The sequence below is a fragment of the Hydrogenophaga sp. YM1 genome (assembly GCF_016903055.1).
Lineage (GTDB): Bacteria > Pseudomonadota > Gammaproteobacteria > Burkholderiales > Burkholderiaceae_C > Hydrogenophaga > Hydrogenophaga borbori.
Genome location: NZ_CP070223.1, coordinates 1651979 through 1673660 on the forward strand (window position 1 = coordinate 1651979; position 21682 = coordinate 1673660).

Below are 21682 nucleotides of genomic sequence, written 5' to 3' on the forward strand. Positions count from 1 at the left end.
GTTCACCTCCAGGCGGCGGTGAAGAAAACGATGAGGCCGATGACAAAGGTGATGGCGAAGGCCAGCGCCGGCCAGGCCCAGCCGGGCCAGGGGCCGGATGGCCCGGCGACCACCGCCGGCACCGGCGCGGCGGCGGCGCGGGCGGCCGCCGCCTCGGGGTGGCGGCGCAGCAATTCTTCCTCGAAGCGGCGGAAGAAGTCGTCGGCCATGGATTTGGCCGCACCGTCGATAAGGCGTTGGCCCAGCTGGGCGATCTTGCCGCCCACGGTGGACTTGACGGTGTAGGTGAGCTCGCTGCCGCCCGGCGCGGGTTCCAGCGTCACCGTGGACTCGCCCTTGCCGAAGCCGGCCACGCCGCCCTGGGCCTCGAAGCCGAGCTTGTAGCTGCGCGGCGGCACGATCTCGCTGAGCTGCACGCGGCCGGTGAACTTGGCCGACACCGGGCCGATCTTGATGCCCGCGCCCACGGCGTAGGCGTCGTCGCCCAGGGGCTCGAACTTGTCGCAGCCGGGCACGCAGGCCTTGAGCACGGCCGGGTCGTTGAGGGCGTCCCAGGCCTGCACCTGGTTGACGGGGAGGAGGCGGCTGCCTTGCATGTCCATGGTGGGGTCCTTCTAAACGGGATTCAATGCGTCGAATACCCATCACGCAAGCGAGGGGCACCGCGGAACCGGCTTCGCCGGGCCGCAGGTGCCGCCCCCTTGAGGGGGACGCGCGAAGCGCGGCGGGGGTGTTTCATGATTTCAACAGTTCGGCCAGGGCGCTTGCCAGCTGCTGCAGGTGTTCCAGGTTGTGCACGGCCAGCATGCCGTGCGCGTGGCGGTGCAGCACGCTGGCGCCCTGCGCCAGCGGCTGGTAGCCAGCGTAGCGCAGCAGCGGGTTGAGCCAGAGAACCTGGCGGCAGTGGCGGCGCAGCCAGTGCAGTTCGGCGTCGAGCTGCTCGGGCGCGCCGGTGTCCAGCCCGTCGCTGATGAGCAGCACCACGGTGCGCCGCCCCACCAGGCAACGCGCGTGCCGCTCGCGCAGCTCGGCCAGCGAGGCGCCCAGCCGGGTGCCACCCGCGAAATCGGCGATGGCCGCGTTGGCGAGCGCCAACATCGCGTCGGCGTCGGCCTGCTTCCAGGCGGCGCGCAGGTCGGTCAGGCGGGTGCCGAAGGCGAAGGCCGAGCGCGGCACGCCGCGCGTGGCCTGGTGCAGGAAGGCCAGCAGCAGGCGCGCGTAGCGCTCCATGGAGCCCGACACGTCCACCAGCACCAGCAGCGGCAGCGGTTGGCGGCGCCGCTCGCGGCGCGGCGGGGCGAGCAGCTCGCCCTCGTGCCGGCGCGCCTGCTGCAGGGCGCGGCCCCAGTGGATGCGGTGGCCGCGCGGGCCGGGCCGCTGGCGCCGGCCCGGCAGCTCGGGCAGGGGCAGGGCGATGTCGCGCGCCAGGGTTTCGACCAGGCGGAACTCGCTGGCCGACAGGCCCGCGAAATCCGCGTGGCGCAGGCGCCGCAGGTCGCTGGCGGTCATGGCGGCGTCCAGGCGCAGCTCGCTCTCGCCGGGCGCGCGCCGCTGGGCGCTGGCGCCGGCCACGGTCAGCGCCTCCTGCGCGCGCGCCTTGCGCGCGGGCGGCTGGGCGGTGGGCGCCTTGGGCAGCATCTGCGACAGCAGCTGCTTCTCCAGCTCGGGGTTGCGGAAGAAGGCGGCGAAGAGTTCGCCGAAGACCTCGATGTCCTGCGGCCGGCTCACCAGCACCGCGGACAGCGCGGCCCGCAGGTCGTCGCGCCGCTCCAGGCCCACCAGCTGCGTGGCGCTGATGGCGCCGGCGATGCGCGCGCTGTCCACCGGCACGCCGGCGCGGCGCAGGGCGCGGCCGAAGGCGGTGATCTGGTCCGGCAGCTTGCCGCTGCGTGCATCCCCGAGTTGCATACGGCGCTTCCGCTCAGGCCACGTCCGGTTCCAGCAGCTGGTCGATCATGGGCAGCAGGGCGGCCACGTCCTCGCGCTGCTTGAACAGGATGCCCGCCGTGTCCTGGATCACCTCCGGGTCCAGCACCAGCGTGTCCAGCGCCACCAGGGCCTTGGCCCATTCCACGCTCTCGGCGATGCCGGGCGCGCGCTGGAAGGCGTTGGCGAACGGTTGCGCGCGCAGGCGCTCCACGAAGCGCGCGATCTGCTCGGTGAGCGCGGCGCTGGCCTGCGGCACCTGGCTGCGCACGATGGCGAGTTCGCGCTCGCGGTCCGGGTGGTCCAGCCACTGGTACAGGCAGCGGCGCTTCACCGCGTCGTTGAGGTCGCGCGTGCGGTTGCTGGTGAGCAGGGTGAGCGGCGGCGCCATGGCGGCGATGGTGCCCAGCTCGGGGATGCTCACCTGGTATTCGCCCAGGTACTCCAGCAGAAAGGCCTCGAAGGGCTCGTCGGCGCGATCCACCTCGTCGATCAGCAGCACCGCGCCGGGCGGCGGCGTCTGCAGGGCCTGCAGCAGCGGGCGGCGGATGAGGTAGCGCTCCTGGTAGACCTCGCGCTCGATCTGCTCGGGCGTGGCGCTGTTCTGCGCCGCGCGCATGTGCAGCAGCTGCGCGGTGTGGTTCCACTCGTACAGCGCCTCGCGCTGCTCCATGCCGTCGTAGCACTGCAGGCGCAGCAGCGGGCGCTGCAGCACGCGCGCCAGGGCCTTGGCCAGCTCGGTCTTGCCGACGCCGGGCTCGCCCTCCAGCAGCAGCGGGCGCTGCAGGCGCATGGCCAGGAACACGGCCGTGGCCAGCGCGCGCGGGGCGTGGTAGCCCACGCCGCGCAGCGCGGCCAGCCAGCCGTCGATGTCGCGCGGTTCGGTGGAGGCGGCGGCGAGTTCGGGCATCAGCCGTTGGCCGCGGCCACCGCGCGCTGGGTCTGCACGCGGATCAGCTGCGCGCGGTACTCGGCGCTGGCGTGCAGGTCGGCGTTGAGCTGGCTGGCGTCGATCGCCACGCCCTGCACGGCCTCGGGCGTGAAGCCCTTGCCGAGCGCCGCCTCCAGCCCCGCGTGGCGGAACACGCCGTTGCCGGCGCCGGTGATGGCCACGCGCGCGCCGCCGTCGGTGAGCGCCACGAACACGCCCACCAGCGCGAAGCGCGAGGCCGGCTGGCGGAACTTGGCGTAGGCCGCCTTCTTGGGGATGGGGAAGCGGATCGCCGTGATCAGCTCGCCGCTGTCCAGCGCGGTGCTGTACAGGCCCTGGAAAAAGTCGTCGGCCTTGATCTCGCGCCTGTCGGTGACGATGGTGGCGCCCAGCGCCAGCACCGCGCTGGGGTAGCAGGCGGCCGGGTCGTTGTTGGCCACCGAGCCGCCGATGGTGCCCATGGCGCGCACCTGCCGGTCGCCGATGCCGCCGGCCAGCGCGGCCAGGCCGGGAATGGACGATTTCACGTCGGCGCTGGTGGCCACCTCCTCGTGGCGCGTCATGGCGCCGATGACGAGGCTGTTGCCCTCGCGGCGGATGCCGCGCAGCTCGGCCACGCCAGCGAGGTCCACCAGCGCGCCGGGCTGCGCCAGGCGCTGCTTGAGCGAGGCGATCAGCGTCTGGCCGCCCGCCAGCGCCTGCGCGCCGCCGCCGGTGAGGCGCTTGGCATCGGCCAGGGTCTTGGGTTGTTCAAGGGTGAAGGCGTACATGGTCTTGTCTCCTTGAATGAATCACTGCTTGGCCGATTGAATCGCCTGCCACACGCGCGAGGGCGTGGCGGGCATGTCGATGTCCTTCACGCCCAGCGGCGCCAGGGCGTCGAGCACGGCGTTGATGACCGCCGGCGGCGAGCCGATGGCCCCGGCCTCGCCGCAGCCCTTGGTGCCCAGCGGGTTGGTGGTGCAGGGCGTGCAGACGTGGCCCAGGGTGAAGCTGGGCACGTCGTCGGCGCGCGGCATGGCGTAGTCCATGAAGGAACCGGTGACCAGCTGGCCCGTCTCGCGGTCGTACACGCAGTGCTCCAGCAGCGCCTGGCCGATGCCCTGCACCAGGCCGCCGTGCACCTGGCCTTCCACGATCATGGGGTTGATGATGGTGCCGAAGTCGTCCACCGCGGTGAAGCGGTCCACGCGCGTCTCGCCGGTCTGCGGGTTCACCTCCACCTCGCAGATGTAGGTGCCGCCGGGGAAGGTGAAGTTGGTCGGGTCGTAGAAGGCGGTCTCGTTCAGGCCCGGCTCCAGCTTGTCCAGCGGGTAGTTGTGCGGCACGTAGGCCGTGAGCGCCACCTGGCCGAAGGGAATCTTCTTGTCGGTGCCCTTCACGCTGAACTCGCCGTTGGCGAATTCGATGTCGGCGTCGCTCGCTTCCATCAGGTGCGCGGCGATCTTCTTGGCCTTGGCCTCGATCTTGTCCAGCGCGCGCATGATGGCCGCGCCGCCCACCGAGATGGAGCGCGAGCCGTAGGTGCCCATGCCGAAGGGCACGCGGCCGGTGTCGCCGTGCACGATGTCCACCTGCGACGGGTCCAGCCCCAGGCGCGAGGCCACCACCTGCGCGAAGGTGGTCTCATGCCCCTGGCCGTGGCTGTGCGAACCGGTGAACACCGTGACGCTGCCCGTGGGGTGCACGCGCACCTCGCCGCACTCGAACAGGCCGGCGCGCGCGCCCAGGGCGCCCGCCAGGTTGGACGGCGCCAGGCCGCAGGCCTCGATGTAGCTGCTGTAGCCGATGCCGCGCAGCAGGCCCTTGGCCTTGCTGGCCTCGCGGCGCTTGGCGAAGCCGGCCACGTCGGCCAGTTCGGTGGCCTTGTTCATGCACGCGTGGAAATCGCCCGTGTCGTACTGCAGCGCCACCGGCGTCTGGTACGGGAACTGGGTGATGAAGTTGCGCCGGCGGATCTCGTCCTGGCTCAGGTTCATCTCCCAGGCGGCGCGGCTGACGATGCGCTCCAGCAGGTAGGTGGCCTCGGGCCGGCCGGCGCCGCGGTAGGCGTCCACCGGCGAGGTGTTGGTGAACCAGGCGTCCACCTCCACATACACCTGCGGCGTGGTGTACTGCCCCGCCAGCAGCGTGGCGTACAGGATGGTGGGCACCGCCGTGGAGAAGGTGGACAGGTAGGCGCCCAGGTTGGCGTCGGTGTGCACGCGAAAGCCCAGGAACTTTCCGTCCTTGTCCATCGCCATCTCGGCGTGCGTCACATGGTCGCGGCCGTGCGCGTCGCACAGGAAGGCCTCGCCGCGCTCGCAGGTCCACTTGATGGCCGTGTTGAGCTTCTTCGACGCCCAGGTCACGGCCACGTCTTCGGCGTAGAGGAAGATCTTGGCGCCGAAGCCGCCGCCCACGTCGGGCGCGATCACGCGCACCTTGTGCTCGGGCAGGCCCAGCACGAAGGCCGTCATCAGCAGCCGCTCCACGTGCGGGTTCTGGTTGGCCACGTAGAGCGTGTATTCGTCGCTGGCGCGGTTGTACGAACCGATGGCCGCGCGCGGCTCGATGGGGTTGGGCGCGAGGCGGTTGTTGACCAGGTCGATCTTGGTCACGTGCGCGGCCTTGGCGAAGGTCGCGTCCACGGCCGCCTTGTCGCCGATGGCCCACTTGTAGCAGTGGTTGTCGGGCGCCACGTCGTGCAGCGCCGTGCCCTTGGGCGCGTCGCGCACGTCCACCACGGCGGGCAGGGGTTCGTAGTCCACCTCCACCAGCTCGGCGGCGTTCTTGGCGTTCTCCACCGTGTCGGCCACCACGATGGCCACGTGGTCGCCCACGTAGCGCACCTTGCCCTGGGCCAGGAAGGGGTGCGGCGGCTCCTTCATGGGCTGGCCGTCGGTGCTGGTGATGAGCCAGCCGCAGGGCAGGCCGGCCACCTTGTCGTTGGCCACGTCCTGCCCGTCGAAGATGCCCACCACGCCCGGCGCGGCCAGCGCGGCGGTCTTGTTGATGGAGCGGATGGCGGCGTGCGCGTGCGGCGAGCGCACGAACACCGCGTGCTTCATGCCCTGCAGCTGAATGTCGTCGGTGTACTGGCCGGCGCCGGTGAGGAAGCGGTAGTCCTCCTTGCGGCGCAGCGGCTCACCGATGTGAGGGAGTTTGGCGAAATCGATGGCACCCATTGCAATGTCTCCTATCGGTATTCATCGGGAGACACCGCGGAACCGGCTTGGCCGGGCCGCTGGTGTCGCCCCCTTGAGGGGGTCGCGCGAAGCGCGGCGGGGGTGTTACTTCATTCCTGCAGCGCCTTGCTGCACGGCCTTGACGATGTTGTGGTACCCCGTGCAGCGGCACAGATTGCCTTCGAGCTGCTCGCGGATCTGCGCCTCGTTGGCGCCCGGGTGGCGCTGGCACAGGTCAACCGCGCTCATCACCATGCCCGGCGTGCAGAAGCCGCACTGCAGGCCGTGGCACTCCTTGAAGGCGGCCTGCATGGGGTGCATGGTGCCGTCGGCGGCGGCCATGCCCTCGATGGTGGTGACCTCGCGCCCCGCCACCTGGGCCAGCAGCACGTTGCACGACTTGATGGCCTTGCCGTCCAGGTGCACGGTGCAGGCCCCGCACTGGGCCGTGTCGCAGCCGACGTGCGTGCCGGTGAGGCGCAGGTGTTCACGAAGGGCGTGCACCAACAGCGTGTTGGGTGCCGCGTCCACGGTCACGGCACGGCCGTTGACCTTGAGTTCTACGGGCATGGTTGTCTCCTGGGTTCGTGGGGAAGCCGGGGACAGTGGAGCACTCGGGGTCGGGAGGGGAGGGGTGGGTTAACCCTTGGAGTCCGGGGGCGTCAGGATTTGTTCTCAATTTGAGACGGGGAGCGCGGCGCGGCCACCCCCGGTAAAATGCCGGGTTATTCGAAAGAACCGCCATGGCCGCGCCCATGGAAGGCTTTCATTCTTGAAACCACAGGTGGTGAAGATGAACAAGCCTTTCATTTCTCTGTGCCCAGAGATCTCCCGGGCCAACGCGCTGACCCTCATGGACTGGCTGGAAGACGAGGAAGTCACGCGCTACCTCAGCGACTCGCGCCACGTCTCCCGCTTCATCGAGCAGGTCATTGGCCGGGTTCAACTGCCCATCCTCACCCACCTGTTCAACCAGGGCGGCCGCTTCTTCATGGCCTACGACCAGCGCGACGTGCCGGTGGGCTTTGTGCGCCTCGTCAAGACGGGGCAGGACGTCGAGATGGTCCTGGTCATCGGCAACCGCGACAACTGGGGCCGCAAGCTCGGCGCCAGCGCCATCCGCGAAGGCATGAAACTCGCCTTCTTCGACATGCGGGCCGAGAAGCTCATCGCCAAGATCCACCCGGACAACACCCGGTCGATGAAGGCCTTTGTGAACAGCGGCTTTGCGCTGCACAGCGAAACGCCGACCGCGAAATCGCTGGTGCTGAACGCGGGGCGCTACCTGCAGCTGCTGCGCGAGCGCCCGGCGGCGCACATCGCCCCCATCCACATCACCGAAGCCGACAGGGCGCGGCTGCGCCGCCTGCTCGACCTCGACCTGGAACGCGGCGCGGACATTTTTGAGCTGGAACACGAGATCGAGCGCGCCATCGTCGTCGACCCCCGGCAGGTGCCGGACGACGTGGTCACCATGAACTCCAAGGCCTTGCTCCAGGTGGACGACGAGGCGCGGGAAGTGGCGCTGGTCTACCCCGAGGACGCGGACGACAGCGCCGGCAAGCTCTCGGTGTGCTCCGGCATCGGCACCGCCATCCTGGGCTACAAGGCGGGCGACACCTTCAACTGGCGCATGCCGAACCGCACCTGCCGCATCCGCATCGAGAAGGTGCTGTACCAGCCGGAAGCGGCGGGGGATTTCCACCTGTAGGGGTGCCTGCGGCGCTTCTATGGCCGCCGCCTGTCAAGTGGGGCTGCATTTTCTGTCTCAGAAAGGGCCAGCCCCCTCGACACCGTGGGAACACTCTCTGCCTTCGGAGTGTTCACCCATGTTCATCCTTGCCAAGGGCTCGGCCCCCTTTCTCCATCCCTCTCGCAACGCGCGCAGCCAGAACCACTGGCCTGTTGTCACCCGTGCCTTGGAGGCGCCGTGGTACCTGCTTGTGTACGACGTGAGTTGCCGCAGGGGGCACAGGGTGTCGCAGACCTCATTGGTGGGCTCTGACGATGCCTTGGTCGAGTTGGTCTCCGCGATCAACAGGGCCGACCTCCGATGCATTGGCCGCCTCGATCGGCAGCACGGGCTTGGGCCGAGCTGGAACCTCAGATGGATCGAAGCCTTGTGGATGCCTGCGTTGGGCGAGGCCCGGGAGGTGGGGCCGCTGCTGTTGCGGTTTGAGGCGGAGCCGCTGGTGCGGGATGCGCTGTTGCGGCCGGTGGGGGAGGTGGCGGGGCGGCAGTTGGTGTATGAGGTGGGTGGTTTTGGCGAAAGGTCGCGTTAGTGCGCATGTTTGCCAAATGCCTCGAGCGGTTGAGGAGGCTGCGACGGGTCGTCGAAGTAGTGGACGTCCGCTAGAGACTGAGCTCGGAAGCTTACCTTTCACGACCCTGTCGGCAGCTATCGACACAAAGCCGGCTTCGGCATCATTTCATCGGTCAGCTGCAAAGCAGACCTTCTCAACGTTCGGGTTGAACGGACCGCACATTGCCGGTGCAGGTCTGCTCGAGCGACAGGACAGGTATATATCAGACATGGGGGCGGCATGCGCAAGAGCCGCTACGCCTTGCGGGCAAGCTTTGCATCTCGGATGCCCATTAGGTGTGTGCGAAACGCTGGGTGAACCTCCCATGTCGCAGCTTGCATGCCGTTCCAGTTCGAGTAGCTCACGAAGCTCGCATCATCTCGATAGAGCTGATGCCGAAAGCCTCGCGGCTTTGTCGTATCCGGGAAGCGAGGATTTATGAAGCCGGCTTCGTGCAGCAACGCAAGAATCGTGATGGCGTCTTCGTCGACCTCAGGCTTCATCACAACGCCGCGAATAGTGGTGTTCCCAATACCGGGAACAGTCCGGAGGTGCGAGCGAAGCACCTCGAATCCGAGCTCGAACGGTACATCGAAGAACGTATTGATGATCTCGCGGATGTTCCTGCAGTCGAGCGAAAACTCATTGGCGATATCGTCCACTCGTTCCTTGGAGTAGACATGCATCGCAGACCCAGCGTCAGCGCTGCCAATTTGCGATCCGCCACGGGTGGACGCGCAATCGATCATGTTCTTAATGAGTTGAATCGCGTCGCGTGGCCGATTCCGTGAGGACTTTGTGACGAATGAGTCCCAACTGCGACGATCGTCGCTATTGGGGAGTGTCATATACGGCTGATCAAAAAAAAGTGTGTAGGGATCGACTCCGCGGCGATCCATGTCCTCTGCGGCGCGTTGCAGGCGCTTGCGCACGATCCCCTCGATCAAAGCGTCGTCGACTTTGAGAGGAATTACGTAGCCTCGCACATGGTCAGTTTGATCACGTTGACCCTGGCTTTCGGTCGTTAGACGACTCCATACGCCAGTTCGCAGCGTGATGATCGGCCGGATGGCCGGACACTCACCAACCAATTTGCGCATGGCCAGGATGAGACCCCAGAGACGGTTGAGATGTGCTGGTTGATCGGGGGCTGCAAGCTGGTCTGTGTCGTCGATGAAGATGAAGAAGATGCTGCCCGAGGACAGCAGTTGCTTGTTAATCGCGCCCGCCAACGTGGTCAGAGAGTTTTTTCCCGACAACTCTTTGGCGAGCTGGACCCCATTTACCTTGGTAACCGGTAGCGATACAGCGCTAATCAGGGAGAGCGACTTCTGCACGAAGTCGTCTTCGGTGAGGCCGGCTTGCTTGGCCTCGATATGAAGCCTGGCAGCGTCACCTCTGAGGAAGCCTTGCAGTCGTCTGCCGATCTGAGCTGAGATAGTCCTGAGAAGCAGATCGTAGTAATAGCGCTTGAGCGATGCGATGTCGGACGAGGTTGGCAAGTCCTTGTTGACGATGTCTTCGGGTCGTACAAGCAGGGATGGGAGCTTTTTTTGCGTGGCGACTTTGTGGATCCACTCTACTAGTGCACTCTTGCCGAGTCCCTTGTCGCCGACCAGTAGCCTCAGCCCTCCAGGTTCGATGGCACAGAGTTGTGCAAACTGAGCAGGAGGGATGAAGATTTCCCCAAGGAAAGCACGATCGCCTTCCGCCGTGCCTGTGCGAACGTACTTGAGGAGGTGATCAAGCTGCGCCATGGCGCGCAGTGTAAGTGCGAAGGGTGTTTGGAATGCTACCGCCGTCGGAACATCTCCCTTTGGCTTCAGCAGATGCGCGACGCGCTCCACCCTTCGCAAATCTCCCTTGCTCTCCCCAATCTCCCGCAAACCAGGGATTTCCCTTAATTCCTCCCCGCGCCTGCCTTTCACCGCGCCATTGCCCCCAACATGCGCGCTGAATCCAACCAACACACCGGACCCACCGGGGAGGAAACACACCCATGCCCAGAAGGCGCAAATCCAGCTTTTTTGATGATCTGGTCGATCTCGTGGCGTTGATGCCCTGGTGGGTGGGCGTGGCGCTCGCCCCGGTGGGCTATCTGCTGCTCAACTCAGTGGCCATGGCGCCATCGGCACCGCTCACCCCGGGCGGCATCGGCCCTTCGCTGATTTGGGGCACCTGGCTCAAAGCGCTGGCCATGGCGGGCCAGTTCATCCTGCCCCTGGTCTGTCTGCTGGGCGCGCTGCTGTCCTTCCTGCAGCGGCGCAAGCGCCAAGCCCTGCATCAGCAGGTGCGGGAAAGCAGCGCCGCCGACGCGCTGGAGCGCATGTCCTGGCGGGACTTCGAGGTCCTCGTGGGCGAGGGCTTTCGCCAGCGCGGCTACTCGGTGCAGGAGTCGGGCGGCGGCGGGGCCGACGGGGGCGTCGATCTGGTGCTGCGCAAAGACGGCGAAACCTTTCTCGTGCAGTGCAAGCAATGGAAGGCCTTGAAGGTCGGGGTGTCGGTGGTGCGCGAGCTGTTTGGCGTGATGGCCGCGCGCGGCGCGGCGGGTGGTTTCGTCGTCAGCTCGGGGCGGTTCACCGATGAGGCCGAGGCTTTCGCGCAGGGCCGCAACATCCGGCTGCTCACGGGCCCCGCCTTGCTGCAGCTCATTCGCAGCGGCCGGCCCGCCGCAGGGGCTTCCACGGCGCCCGTACGCGCGGCCTCGGCGCCCCGCGCCGCGCAAGCCTCGACATCACCAGCGGCTGCGGGGGCGGCGTCGGCCGCCGCAGTGCCCACCTGCCCGGTGTGCAGCCAATCCATGGTGCGCCGGGTGGCCAAGCGCGGCGCCAGCGCCGGCAGTGCGTTCTGGGGCTGCTCGGCTTACCCGGCCTGCAAGGGCACGCGGCCCTTGTGAGGGCCGGCGCCCGCTGAACGACGGCGGCTTAGGCAGCCACCCCGAACAGCGCCCCCACGCCCGCGGTCAGGCCCATGGCCAGGGCGCCCCAGAAGCTCACGCGCGCGGTCGACACCAGCAGCGGTGAGCCGCCGGCCTGCGCCGCGATCAGGCCCAGCGCCGCCAGGAAGAAGAGCGAGGTGCCCGCCACCCCCCACATGAGCGCCGACGCCGGCAGCAGCAGCACCACCAGCAAGGGCAGGGCCGCACCCGCCGCAAAGGTGGCGGCCGAGGCGAGCGCGGCCTGCACGGGTTTGGCGGCCAGCGTGTCCGATATGCCCAGCTCGTCGCGGGCGTGCGCTTCCAGCGCGTTCTTTTGCATGAGCTGCGTCGCCACCTGCGAGGCCAGCGGGTGGTCGAGCCCGCGCTTCACGTAGATCGCGGTGAGCTCCGCGTGCTCCTGCTGGGGGTTGTCGGCCAGCTCGGCTTTCTCGCGGGCCAGGTCGGCGTTTTCGGTGTCGGCCTGCGAACTCACCGACACGTATTCCCCCGCCGCCATCGACATGGCCCCGGCCACCAGGCTGGCCACGCCCGCCACCAGAATGGCCTGGGTGCCGGCCCCGGTGGCCGCCACGCCCAGCACGAGGCTGGCGGTGGAGACGATGCCGTCGTTGGCGCCCAGCACGGCGGCGCGCAGCCAGCCGGTCCGGTGGGTTCGGTGTCGTTCGCTGTGTCTCATGGGCGTTGCGGCTGGGCCGGGTGATGGAGCGGAGGGGTGGGTTCGATGTCCCGCGCCGCTTGGCGTGGGCGGGGCGGGCGCAGTGTGACACGGCAGGTGCCTTGGGTGGTGCGCCGCGGCGGCCGGTATTGACCTGCCTCAAGCCTGGCCCGCCGCGCGCGCGTTAAGGTGTGGCAATCCCCCACCACCGCACCCGCCCCAGACCATGAGCGATTCCGTCAGCGTCACCATCACCCGCCAGCAGAACTACCAGTTCCTCGTTGATTTTGGCGACGCCTTGCCCACGCTCAATGCGGACCTGCCCGCGCCGCTGGGCCAGGGCGAAGGCCCTTCGCCCGAGCACCTGCTGCTCGCGGCCGTGGCCAACTGCCTGAGCGCCAGCCTGTTGTTCTCGCTGCAGAAGTACAAGCAGGACCCGGGCACCCTGCGCGCCACGGCCACCGCCACCATCGGCCGCAACGAAGACAAGCGCCTGCGGGTCACGGGCGTGGACGTGGCGCTGAGCCTGGGCAAGCCCGCCACCGAGCTGGAGCACCTGGACCGCGTGCTCTCGCAGTTCGAGGCCTTCTGCACCGTCACGCAGAGCGTGCGCGCCGGCATGGACGTGCGCCTGACGGTGAGCGACGCCAACGGCCAGCGCTTGGGCGGCTGAGCCGCACCTGGCTCTTGGGCTGGCGTTCAGCGCGCGGCCCAGGGCGGGTCATGAACATTGAATCACTGTCCCCCATCAGTGGCGTGACACCTGTCCGTCGGGTTCCGAGAATTCGCGACCTTTTGACTTGAACGGGTGGGAAGGTGGCATCGCATGGGCTGCGCACCCATCGCCGAGCCCTGCGTTGCGCCATGGAAAGGAGCTTCCCGATGTGGGAGATGACAGTGGACTACGTCTTCTCGAATGACGCCAACGAAGCGCTCACCCGGCGCTTGTTGGAGATTCGGACCAATCCCTACAAGAGCTACGCCGGTTTTCAGTCCGACGTTCTGCGGGTGATGGCCGAAACCGGACCTATCCCCGAGGACTTCCGCCGCTTCTGTTGCGCCAAAAGACGCGTCAATTCATTTGACGACCCGTACGTGCTTCTCAAGAACTGCCCGGTCGACCCCGAGCTGCCGATGCTCGACCTTGACAACCCGGTCGTCGACAAGCGAAACCGCAAGACCACCTACGTTGCCGAAGCCTTCTTGGTGCTCTATGCCGAATTGATGGGGCAGCAACCGATCGGCTACATCAACGTGAACGACGGCGATGTCTTTCAGGACATCCACCCGATGCGCTCGCTGATGGCCACGCAGTCCCAGAAGGCGGCCAAGTCCATCTTCTTCCACAAAGACCTGGCGAACCACTTTGTCCGCCCCGACTGGGTGAACATTCTCGGGCTGCGGGCCTCTGCGCAGAACGAGATCCATACCTCGTTCGTGCGCAACCGCGACCTGCTGGCGTACCTCGACGAGCGCGTGCTGAAGGGCCTGCGCGAGGAAAAGTTTCACACGCCCTACGACGACCTGACCCTGTCGTCGCCGAACAAGAGGCTGGGCCCGGCGCCCGTCCACCCCATCTTGGGCGGGGCGACCGACCACGACATTCGCTTCTTTGAGAACAGAACGGTCGGCCTCGACAGGGCCTCCCAGGAACTGGTGGACGAAGTCGTGCGTGCCCTGCATGCGCTGAAGAAGCGCCTGCTGATCCTCAAGGGCGACTTCGTCGGATCGGCGAACAACGAGTGCATTCACAACAAGGAAGTCGTGCGCATCGGCGACGAAGGCGCGGTCATGAACCGCTGGCTGATGAAGACAGTGAACGTCCGGTCGCTGGACATGCACAAGGTGCACATGCTGCCGGCCCAAGTCCGCATCGTGAACGGTTGATGGCGCACGGCGCGGCAAGCGTCCGGCCCAAAGCGACCGGGCGAACCTATTGAGAAACGGGGCATTCGATGACACCTCCGGATTGCTTTCGGCTTGACCGCTGTGTCCAGCCTGCCCAGTGGATGCGAACCTGCGTGGAATGCGACGGCCGGACCCTGTCCTATGGCGAGCTGATCGCCCTGGTGGATGCGCGCGCGCGTGAGCTGGCGTCCCTGGTGCGCGACGGCGACGTCGTCGCCATTCGCCGCGAGAAATCCGAGCGGTATGTGGTCGATCTCCTGGCGGTCCTGGCGCTGGGCGCCGTGGCCATGCCCATCGACCCCCGCCTTCCCGACGCCCGCGTCCAGACGATGATGGACACCGTGCCGCCACAAACCGTCATCACGGACGACGGCCTGCACGCGACGGGGTGGCCTAGTGCGATTCCTGGCCATCCGAACCACGGGGAAAGGCCCGGCTATGTCATGTTCACCTCGGGCAGCACCGGCCAGCCCAAGGCGATCCTCGGTTCGGTGTCGGCACTGGTGCATTTCGTCCGTTGGCAAGGTGCGGAGTTCGGCCTGTCGGCCGGCGACCGCGTCTCGTTCCTCACGCCAGTGGGGTTCGACGTGTCGCTGCGCGACATCTTCCTGCCGCTGCTGCACGGCGGGGTGCTGGTCATTCCCTCGGACCGGCACCTCGCGACGCCGCGCGCCACGGCGCACTGGCTGGCCGGCGAGAGGGTCACGGTCGTCCACGCGGTGCCATCGGTCGCCAAACTCTGGGCCCGCGCGATGAGCGATGCCGTTCCCCAGCTGCGGCTGGTCTTCCTGGCGGGCGAGAAGCTCTATCCCGCCACCGTGGCCGAGCTGCGCGCGGCGTTTGCGGGAACCACCGAGTACGTGAACCTCTACGGCCCCTCGGAAACCACGCTGGCCAAGTTCTTCTTTCGGGTGGGACGGGTCGATGCCGCTGACCCCGCACCGATCCCGGTCGGCCGCCCCCTGCCGGGGACGTCGTTCGGGTTCGGCGGCGCCGGCCCGGGGCGCGAAGTGGTGATCACCACGCGCCACGCCACGCTGGGCTACATCAATGCCCCAGCGGCCGAGAACGCGCGGTTCGCGCGCAACGGCGACGGGACCGTGTCCTACCGCACCGGCGACCTGGGCGAGGTGTCGGCCGCGGGCGATCTGGTGATCGTCGGACGGGCCGACGACGAGGTGAAGATCAATGGGGTCCGGGTTCACCCCAACGAGGTCACCCAGGCGCTGCAGGGCTATCCGGGTGCGCAGGACATCTGCGTCTTCGCCACCACGCCGCACGGCGGGTCCGAGCCACGGCTGGCGGCGGTCTGGATCGCCGGGCCGGCAGGCGAAGCCCTGCCCGACAACGCCCCGCGTGACCATGCCCTCAACCATCTGCCGCAGGCCATCGTTCCGACGATCTGGCGCAAGGTGGCGGCGTTTCCCAAGAACGCCAATGGCAAGATCGATCGGGCGCGCCTGGCCGATCTGCTGGTGCCCGCCGACGAAGGGCGCGAGGCCACCGCCACCGACACCGAAGCCTGGTTATGCCGCGCGGTCGGCGCGATCCTGGCATGCGACGTTCCCCGCGCCACGGCCGACCTGTTCGGCCTGGGCGCCACCTCGATCCACGTGGCCTTTCTGATCGGCAAGATCGAAGACGAGCTGGGCAAGTCGCTGGCCTTTGCGGACGTCTTCGCCCTGGCCAGCCTGGCCGAGATCGCCGCGCTGATCGACCGTTCGCTCGCGCATGCGCACGTCGAGATCCCGCGCCTTCTCCGGGCTGAGACCTATGCCTTGTCGCCGCAGCAGCGCCGCTGGTGGAACATCTACATGCCAGAGGGCAACCGCTCCTGGGCGACGATGGTGCGGGTGCTGAAGTTCGACCATGCGGTCGATGCCAGACGACTCGAACGCGGGCTGCTTGATCTGTCGCGCCACCAGGATTCGATGCGGCTGAGCTTCGTGCAGCACAGCGGTGGCGTCCTGCTGAAAGAAACGCCTGTGATGGACGCCACCTCGCTCGACATCGAGGTGCACGATTTCTCGGGCCAGTCCGCCGAGGCCGCCGCCCGGATGCTGAACGCCCTGCGACTGGACGTGGCCAATGCCGAGATCCCCACGGACACCTGGCCGCTGTTTCGCGCCAGTGTCGCGAACCTGCCGGGCGGTCGGTCGGCGGTGGTGTTCGCCATGCACCACATGATCGGCGACGGCTTCTCGATGAACCTCGTCGAGACGCAGCTGCGCGGCTTCCTCGAAGAGGGCAGGGCCATTTCCGCCCCGTCGCGGTTCAACTACCTCGCCTATGCCGACTGGGCCGCCCGGGAGGAACCCCTGCGCTTCGGGCCGGGGTCCGACGCGCAGGCCTATTGGGCGCGGGTGTTCGCGACGCCCTACCGCAAGCACGTCTTCGCCGAGAAGTGGACCGGGCCGGGCCACGACCGAGGTCAGGGCTATTGCGTCAAGGTGCCCGATGCCACCCGCGCTGCGGTCAAGGCCTACGCGCGCGCGCACAGGGTGACCGAGTTCAGCCTTTACCTGAGCGCCAAGTTCCAGGCCCTCCACCGGCTGCTGGACCAGCCAGACCTCGTCATCGGCACGCCCGCCGCCGGGCGCGAGATCCAGGGCACCGAGGAACTCGTGGGCAACTTCATTTCGCTCGTCTGCGTGCGCAGCCACCGCGACGCTGGCCAGAGCGCGCTGGACCACGTGCGCCGGACCATGCAGGACGTCGCCTGCGCGATGACGCACCAACACTACCAGTACGACCGGCTGGTGGCCGACCTGGGATTGCCGTTCGAGCAATCGCGGTTTCCGCTGACCACGATCTTCATCAGTTACCTCAACTTCTGCGGCGCAGGCCACAGCCCGCTCGACCCGAGCGAGTGGGGGTTCTCGGACCTCGGCTTCGCCGTCAAGTTCGACAAGATGTCCTACGTCCGCGAGCACGACGGCGCCACCAGCCTGCTGATCCAGTACCGCAACAACCTGTTCGATCGCGCCGACATCGAGACCTTCGCCTTGGCCTGGATCGGCGCGCTGGATGCTGTCGTCCGCACCGAAAGCCCCGACCAAAGCGCGGCGGTCCTCGAGGCCGCGGTGTGATGGCCGTTCCTTTCCTGGGCGAAGGCTTCGCCCTGGGCGCCTCGGTGTGCTGGGCCATCGGTCCCTTGGTGGCCTACAAGGGCGTCGAGGCGCTCGGCACGTTCCGGTTTTCGATGTACCGGTTCTTCACGGCGGCCCTGGCGCTGTTTCTCATTGCGTTCGCGCTCGGGGATGTCCATCTCGGCGACACGCGAGCGATGGCCTATCTGGCGGCTTCGGGCGTGATCGGCGTGGCCCTGGGCGAGGCGGCCCTGTTCCAGGCGGTGTTCCTGCTGGGGCCGCGCCGGTCTTCGGTCATTTTCGCGCTGCACGCGCCGCTGACCGCCGTTCTGGGCAGCGTCCTGTTCCGCGAAGCGGTGAAGCCCCTGACCGTTCTCGGCGTGACACTGGCTTTCGCGGGGGTGTATGCGGCTGTCATCTTCCGCGCGCCGACCGAGAAGGCCGGCGGTACGTATCACAAGCCCGCGACGGCCCGTCTGGGGTTCATGCTGGTCGCCGTGGCGCTCGCCTGTCAGGTCGCCGGTGCGTTGCTGGCCAAGGAAGTGGTCGACGGGGTGGCGCCGTTCTTCGCCTCGTTCGTCCGGACCTTCGCTGCCACCGTCGCCTTCCTTCCCGTGTTCCTGGTCTTGCGGGGGGCGCCGCGCGCCAAGGGCAGCGCCCACCTGCCCATTGTCCTGGTGAGCGCGCTGGTCAGCACGATCGGCGGCATGACCCTTTTGCTGGCCGCGTTGGCCAGCGCAGGGATCGTCCGTGCCGTGATCTTGTCGTCGATGTCGCCAGTGATTTACATCTTCCTGATGTCGGTGTTTCGCGGGGAACGCTTCCCGGTGCTGGCCTGGATCGGCAGCATCATGGCCGTGGTCGGCGCCGCCATTGCGATTCTGGCTTGAGGGGAAAGCCCCCTCATTCCAGGACGACGTCCTCGCTGACGGCGGTGGTCATGGGCTGGCTCTCAGCGCGCCTGCATCAGCGCGTACATGCCGGTGGCCCCAGCGAGCAGGCCCAGAATGGCAGCGCGGCACATCCCCCATTCGTCCATTGCCTGTCGCCTGGGTCGTCGGAAACCGGTTCATGCTCGCCGGGCCGGCCCCACCCCAGGCCCGGACGGAGAACCCCATGAACGAGAAAGACCTGCTGCTCGGCCCCGTGCTGTCCTTCCGGGGCAGCGACGGGGGCACCTGGAAGGTGACCGCGCTCATCGGCCTGAAGGAGGCCGCGCCCATCCCCACCCTGGAGGTGGACGGCAAGCCGTGCCCCCAGCCCCGCGAGCTGCTGCTCACCTCGGGCGAGCGCTACCTGCGCTACGACCTGTCGTGCAAGCGGCTCAAGAACGAGCGTTTGGTGGGCTACGGCGTCGTCGGCGGGCCGCGCTGGGCGATGACCGTGCCGGCCAGGGACGAGGCGCCGCGAATGGCCTACGTGTCCTGCAACGGCTTCTCGGACCCGGCGGTGATGCGCAAGCTGGTGCGCACCTCCAACGCCGTGTGGGAAGACCTTCTGTTCAGCCACGACAAGTCCCTGCGCGTGCCGCTGCCCTCGGGTGAGCCCAAGCTGCTGGACAAGGAGCAGCTCTGGCACGAGCGCCGCATCCACGACAAGCAGCTGCAGCGCTTCCACCTCATGCTCATGGGCGGTGACCAGATCTACTTCGACGCCATCTGGGAAGAGATCGAGGCGCTGCGCCAGTGGGTGGCCCTGCCGCGCGCGGACCAGCTGAGTTTTCCGGTGACGGCCGCGCTGGACAAGAAGATCGCCGATTACTACTTCGGCCTGTACCGCCAGCGCTGGCTGCCCAAGGACCGCGGTTCCTGGTCCGCCCAGACGCCCGCGCTGGACGCGGCCACGGCCCTGTCGCGCATCCCCACCCTCATGATGTGGGACGACCACGACATCTTCGACGGCTGGGGTTCCTACAGCGGTGAGATGCAGCACAGCCCGCTGTTCCAGGCCCTGTTCCGCCACGCGCGCCGCGCCTTCTGGGTGTTCCAGATGCAGCACGCGCTGGACGAGTTGCCCGAGCTGCAGGACGCGACGCCACCGGGCTTCTCGACACAAGACCCGCTGTTCCAACCCATCGCGTGGAGCAAGGTCCTGGCCAAGGACCCGCTGGCGCTGCCCTTGCTGGACCGGCAGCCGGGTTTCACCTCGGTGTACTCGCTCGGCCCGCTGGCCGTCGTCGCGGCCGACCTGCGCACCGAGCGCTCGCGCAACCAGGTGATGGGCACCGACACCTGGCGCGAGATCAAGGCCTGGCTGGGCGCGCTGCCCGGCAGCGACAGCCCGGCGAAATCCAAGCCCTGCCGGCACCTGCTGTTCATGTCCTCGGTGCCCGTGGTGCACCCCAAGCTTTCATTGGCCGAGCTGCTGCTCGACAAATTCGGCGCCGACCACGTGACCGACAGCAACGCCGACGACCTGAAGGACCACTGGTCGCACGACGACCACGAGGGCGAGCGCAAGCGCCTGCTGGAGGTGTTCTCGGCCCTGGCCAAGGACAAGAAGATCCGCGTGTCGCTGGTCTCGGGCGACGTGCACGTGGCCGCCTGGGGCACGGCCTACCGCAAGGACCTGCCGGCCTCCGAGACCTGGTCGCAGATGCACCAGTTCACCTCGTCGGCGGTGGTGCACCCCTCGCTCATGGGCGTGATGGAGCGGCTGTTCCTGTCCTGGCTGAATGCCAGCGCCAAGCACCCGCAGGCCATCGACGTGATGTACGTGGCCGAGATGATGCTGTTCCCCGGCCACGACAAGCACGTGATGGCAGCGCGCAACTGGCTCGCGCTGGAACTGGACGAGGGCGCGCCCGAGGGCTGCAAGCTGTGGGCGACCTGGCGCTGCGAAACGGAGACCAGCTTCTCGAACCACCTGCTGGCGGTGGCGCCGGTGCAGTGAGGCGGGCGGGCCACCTCAGTTGTTCTTCTTCTCGGCGGGGGCGTGGTCCATCAGCGCCTTGAGCGTGCGCCTGGACACCTGGGCCTGGTAGTCCGCCCACCCGCTGGCGTCCAGCGCCTGCTTGACCGCCGCCGTGACCGAGTCGCCCAGCTCGTCGCAGAACTTGAAGGCGCGCTCCATGCCGGCGGGGCTCATGTTGGGGGCGCGGAAGGCCTGCTGGATCACCGGAATGTCGGCCGGCACGATGCCCATGCCCGTCAGGCCGGCGGTGTCCAGCGCATGCCGGCGCGCGGAGAGGTCGCGCATCCAGCCGAAGACCGTGCCGGCCCGCGCGCTGTCGGTGGATTGGAAGTACGCCTGGCTGAGGCTCTTGGTGGTGCGGTTGAAGAGCATGTCGCAGGCGCCGCCGATCTGCTGCAGGCTCTTCAACCCCTTGAGCTCGGCCGGCAGGTCCGGCGGCTGGAAGTCGAGCTTGCCCTGGTTGCCTGGGGTTTGGGCCCCGGCGGTGAACGACAGCGCGAGCAGGGCGGCGGCGAGGATCGGGGCGGCGCGATGGGGCTTCATGCGAGGGCTGGGGGACGGTTGGTGTAGCCCCCGACGGTACACTGCCCCGGCCCTTGAAACGGGTGACGTTTTTCATGAACCTGTACGAAGTCATCCGCTGGGGCAACGATGCCGACGACCCCTTCACCGGCGGCCCCAACGGGCCGGACACGGGCTTGCTGGTGCGCGCCGGTTCGGTGGAGCAGGCGGCGGCCCTCGCGGACGAAGCCCTGCGCCGTGCCCGGCCCACGCGGGTCAGCGCCTGGGCCGGCGCGGTCTACCTGCTGGGCCAGGAACACAGCACCGAAGCCGACCCCCGCATCCTGCGCGGACCCTATGTGCAGCACGCGTACCGCCATGGCTGGCGGCAGTGGTGCCGGGACGAAGAGGGCGGGGCCTGGGTGGAGCGGGAGTGAGGGCGGCTACCTGCTGCGCGCCAACGGGTTGGCGTGTCAGGGGCGGGCATCACTGGCGTGGTCCTGGCATGGGCGAGACATCAAGGCTTTGGGGAGGCTCGTCTGCAGGGCGCGCATCGCTTGAGCCCTTGTTGCTTCGACTGGCCCACGCTGCAGCCAGAGTGGTTGAGACAGAGAGCCATCGGTAGATGGCCGGCAAGCGTTTGCTTCTCTCGGCTACGATTTCTGCAACTGGCCAGCAGCGGACGGTCCTCAACCAAGGGGGGGGCGCCAACTCAGACGCTTAGGCGTTCAGAAGAAACATCTCGCTTTCAACTGCTCCAACTACGGCAGCCGCTGTGAGTTCTGGCGACAGGCCTCGTACGTCCAGTGCATGCTTGCTCAACACCCCCAGGGAGGACAACTGGCGATGCAGGGACGCAATAGCTTTCGCGTCGGTAAGCGTGTCGCCACCACGAGATTGGCAGCGCGCAATTGCGCTTTCGACATCGATCTGAAGCACGATGTAGTGAAGGCGCACCGAAAGTCCAATGAAGGCGTCCAGAAACCACGGCCCGACGATGCCATCCACAATCACAAAGTAGCCGCCCTTCGCATAGCCCTCTGCCGCTTGGGCCAGCACCTTTACGACCGTTTGGTTTTGTTTGTGCGCCGCTTCCAGAAATGGAGGGATCGCGCCGTGCCTGATGAAGTGCCAGAAGTCATCGCAATGAAGATGTACCTTGGGCGAGCCTGACGCCTCTGCTAACGCTTTGGCTGTGGTCGTTTTTCCTGCGCCAGGAGTACCGGTGAGGATGAGGATTTCATTCGACTGATTCATTGAAGACTGAAATCTGTAAGGCGTCGTAGTCAGGGGAGGACGACTGCTTGGGGCCCTGAAGTGACGGTGAGCATCCCATCCAAAACCTGTCATT

At 67.5% G+C, this 21682-nt stretch carries 19 protein-coding genes; 9 read left to right on the plus strand and 10 right to left on the minus strand.

Going from position 1 to position 21682, the window contains the following annotated elements:
* Positions 1-2: 2 nt before the first annotated feature.
* The 6 genes from JNX00_RS07925 to JNX00_RS07950 all read right to left on the minus strand — a co-directional run bounded on the left by JNX00_RS07925 (position 3) and on the right by JNX00_RS07950 (position 6594).
* Positions 3-602 (minus strand): carbon monoxide dehydrogenase subunit G, encoded by a 600-nt coding sequence (locus tag JNX00_RS07925; RefSeq protein WP_070400536.1) that lies wholly within the window; start codon positions 600-602, stop codon positions 3-5.
* A 133-nt stretch (positions 603-735) separates the two neighbouring features.
* The gene (locus JNX00_RS07930; protein WP_204744618.1) at positions 736-1908 is read right to left on the minus strand and encodes a VWA domain-containing protein; all 1173 of its coding nucleotides are present in this window, start codon (positions 1906-1908) and stop codon (positions 736-738) included.
* A gap of 13 nt (positions 1909-1921) precedes the next feature.
* Positions 1922-2836 (minus strand): MoxR family ATPase, encoded by a 915-nt coding sequence (locus JNX00_RS07935; RefSeq protein WP_070400534.1) that lies wholly within the window; start codon positions 2834-2836, stop codon positions 1922-1924.
* A complete protein-coding gene (locus tag JNX00_RS07940; protein ID WP_204744619.1) occupies positions 2836-3627 on the minus strand; it encodes a xanthine dehydrogenase family protein subunit M in 792 nt (263 codons plus the stop codon). The genes JNX00_RS07935 and JNX00_RS07940 overlap by 1 nt, the downstream gene beginning before the upstream one ends.
* Before the next feature lie 21 nt (positions 3628-3648).
* Positions 3649-6024, minus strand: coding sequence for a xanthine dehydrogenase family protein molybdopterin-binding subunit (locus JNX00_RS07945; RefSeq protein WP_204744620.1), 2376 nt, complete (start codon positions 6022-6024; stop codon positions 3649-3651).
* Between the two features lie 105 nt (positions 6025-6129).
* A complete protein-coding gene (locus tag JNX00_RS07950) occupies positions 6130-6594 on the minus strand; it encodes a (2Fe-2S)-binding protein (protein ID WP_070400531.1) in 465 nt (154 codons plus the stop codon).
* Between the two features lie 223 nt (positions 6595-6817).
* Between JNX00_RS07950 and JNX00_RS07955 the strand changes: the two genes are divergently transcribed.
* Positions 6818-7735: a bifunctional GNAT family N-acetyltransferase/nucleoside diphosphate kinase regulator gene (locus tag JNX00_RS07955; protein WP_204744621.1), complete on the plus strand. Its 918-nt coding sequence runs from the start codon at positions 6818-6820 to the stop codon at positions 7733-7735.
* A gap of 118 nt (positions 7736-7853) precedes the next feature.
* Positions 7854-8306 (plus strand): hypothetical protein, encoded by a 453-nt coding sequence (locus JNX00_RS07960; protein WP_204744622.1) that lies wholly within the window; start codon positions 7854-7856, stop codon positions 8304-8306.
* A gap of 275 nt (positions 8307-8581) precedes the next feature.
* Here JNX00_RS07960 and JNX00_RS07965 read toward each other — a convergent pair whose 3' ends face one another.
* Entirely contained in the window at positions 8582-10084 is a 1503-nt protein-coding gene (locus JNX00_RS07965; protein WP_204744623.1) for a hypothetical protein, read from the minus strand.
* 242 nt (positions 10085-10326) lie between these two features.
* Between JNX00_RS07965 and JNX00_RS07970 the strand changes: the two genes are divergently transcribed.
* Complete coding sequence (locus JNX00_RS07970) at positions 10327-11223, plus strand: restriction endonuclease (protein WP_204744624.1); 897 nt, start codon at positions 10327-10329, stop codon at positions 11221-11223.
* A 28-nt stretch (positions 11224-11251) separates the two neighbouring features.
* On the opposite strand, the gene JNX00_RS07975 is transcribed toward JNX00_RS07970, so the two are convergent.
* Positions 11252-11941 (minus strand): VIT family protein, encoded by a 690-nt coding sequence (locus JNX00_RS07975; protein WP_204744625.1) that lies wholly within the window; start codon positions 11939-11941, stop codon positions 11252-11254.
* A gap of 205 nt (positions 11942-12146) precedes the next feature.
* On the opposite strand from JNX00_RS07975, the gene JNX00_RS07980 reads away from it, so the two are divergent.
* The 5 genes from JNX00_RS07980 to JNX00_RS08000 all read left to right on the plus strand — a co-directional run bounded on the left by JNX00_RS07980 (position 12147) and on the right by JNX00_RS08000 (position 19809).
* Entirely contained in the window at positions 12147-12593 is a 447-nt protein-coding gene (locus JNX00_RS07980; RefSeq protein WP_204744626.1) for an OsmC family protein, read from the plus strand.
* 224 nt (positions 12594-12817) lie between these two features.
* Positions 12818-13807: a hypothetical protein gene (locus JNX00_RS07985; RefSeq protein WP_204744627.1), complete on the plus strand. Its 990-nt coding sequence runs from the start codon at positions 12818-12820 to the stop codon at positions 13805-13807.
* 134 nt (positions 13808-13941) lie between these two features.
* On the plus strand, positions 13942-16917 hold the full coding sequence (locus JNX00_RS07990) for an amino acid adenylation domain-containing protein (protein ID WP_204744628.1): 2976 nt from the start codon (positions 13942-13944) through the stop codon (positions 16915-16917).
* Positions 16917-17807, plus strand: coding sequence for a DMT family transporter (locus JNX00_RS07995; protein ID WP_204744629.1), 891 nt, complete (start codon positions 16917-16919; stop codon positions 17805-17807). The genes JNX00_RS07990 and JNX00_RS07995 overlap by 1 nt, the downstream gene beginning before the upstream one ends.
* 226 nt (positions 17808-18033) lie before the next feature.
* Positions 18034-19809, plus strand: coding sequence for an alkaline phosphatase family protein (locus JNX00_RS08000; RefSeq protein ID WP_204744630.1), 1776 nt, complete (start codon positions 18034-18036; stop codon positions 19807-19809).
* Between the two features lie 15 nt (positions 19810-19824).
* Here the strand turns inward: JNX00_RS08000 and JNX00_RS08005 are convergent, their stop codons facing one another.
* On the minus strand, positions 19825-20373 hold the full coding sequence (locus JNX00_RS08005; protein WP_204744631.1) for a hypothetical protein: 549 nt from the start codon (positions 20371-20373) through the stop codon (positions 19825-19827).
* Positions 20374-20447: 74 nt separating this feature from the next.
* Here JNX00_RS08005 and JNX00_RS08010 point away from each other — a divergent pair, with 74 nt between their 5' ends.
* Positions 20448-20768, plus strand: a complete 321-nt coding sequence (locus JNX00_RS08010) for a hypothetical protein (protein ID WP_204744632.1) — start codon at positions 20448-20450, stop codon at positions 20766-20768.
* A gap of 283 nt (positions 20769-21051) precedes the next feature.
* On the opposite strand, the gene JNX00_RS08015 is transcribed toward JNX00_RS08010, so the two are convergent.
* Positions 21052-21588, minus strand: a complete 537-nt coding sequence (locus JNX00_RS08015) for an AAA family ATPase (protein ID WP_204744633.1) — start codon at positions 21586-21588, stop codon at positions 21052-21054.
* Positions 21589-21682 lie beyond the last annotated feature (94 nt).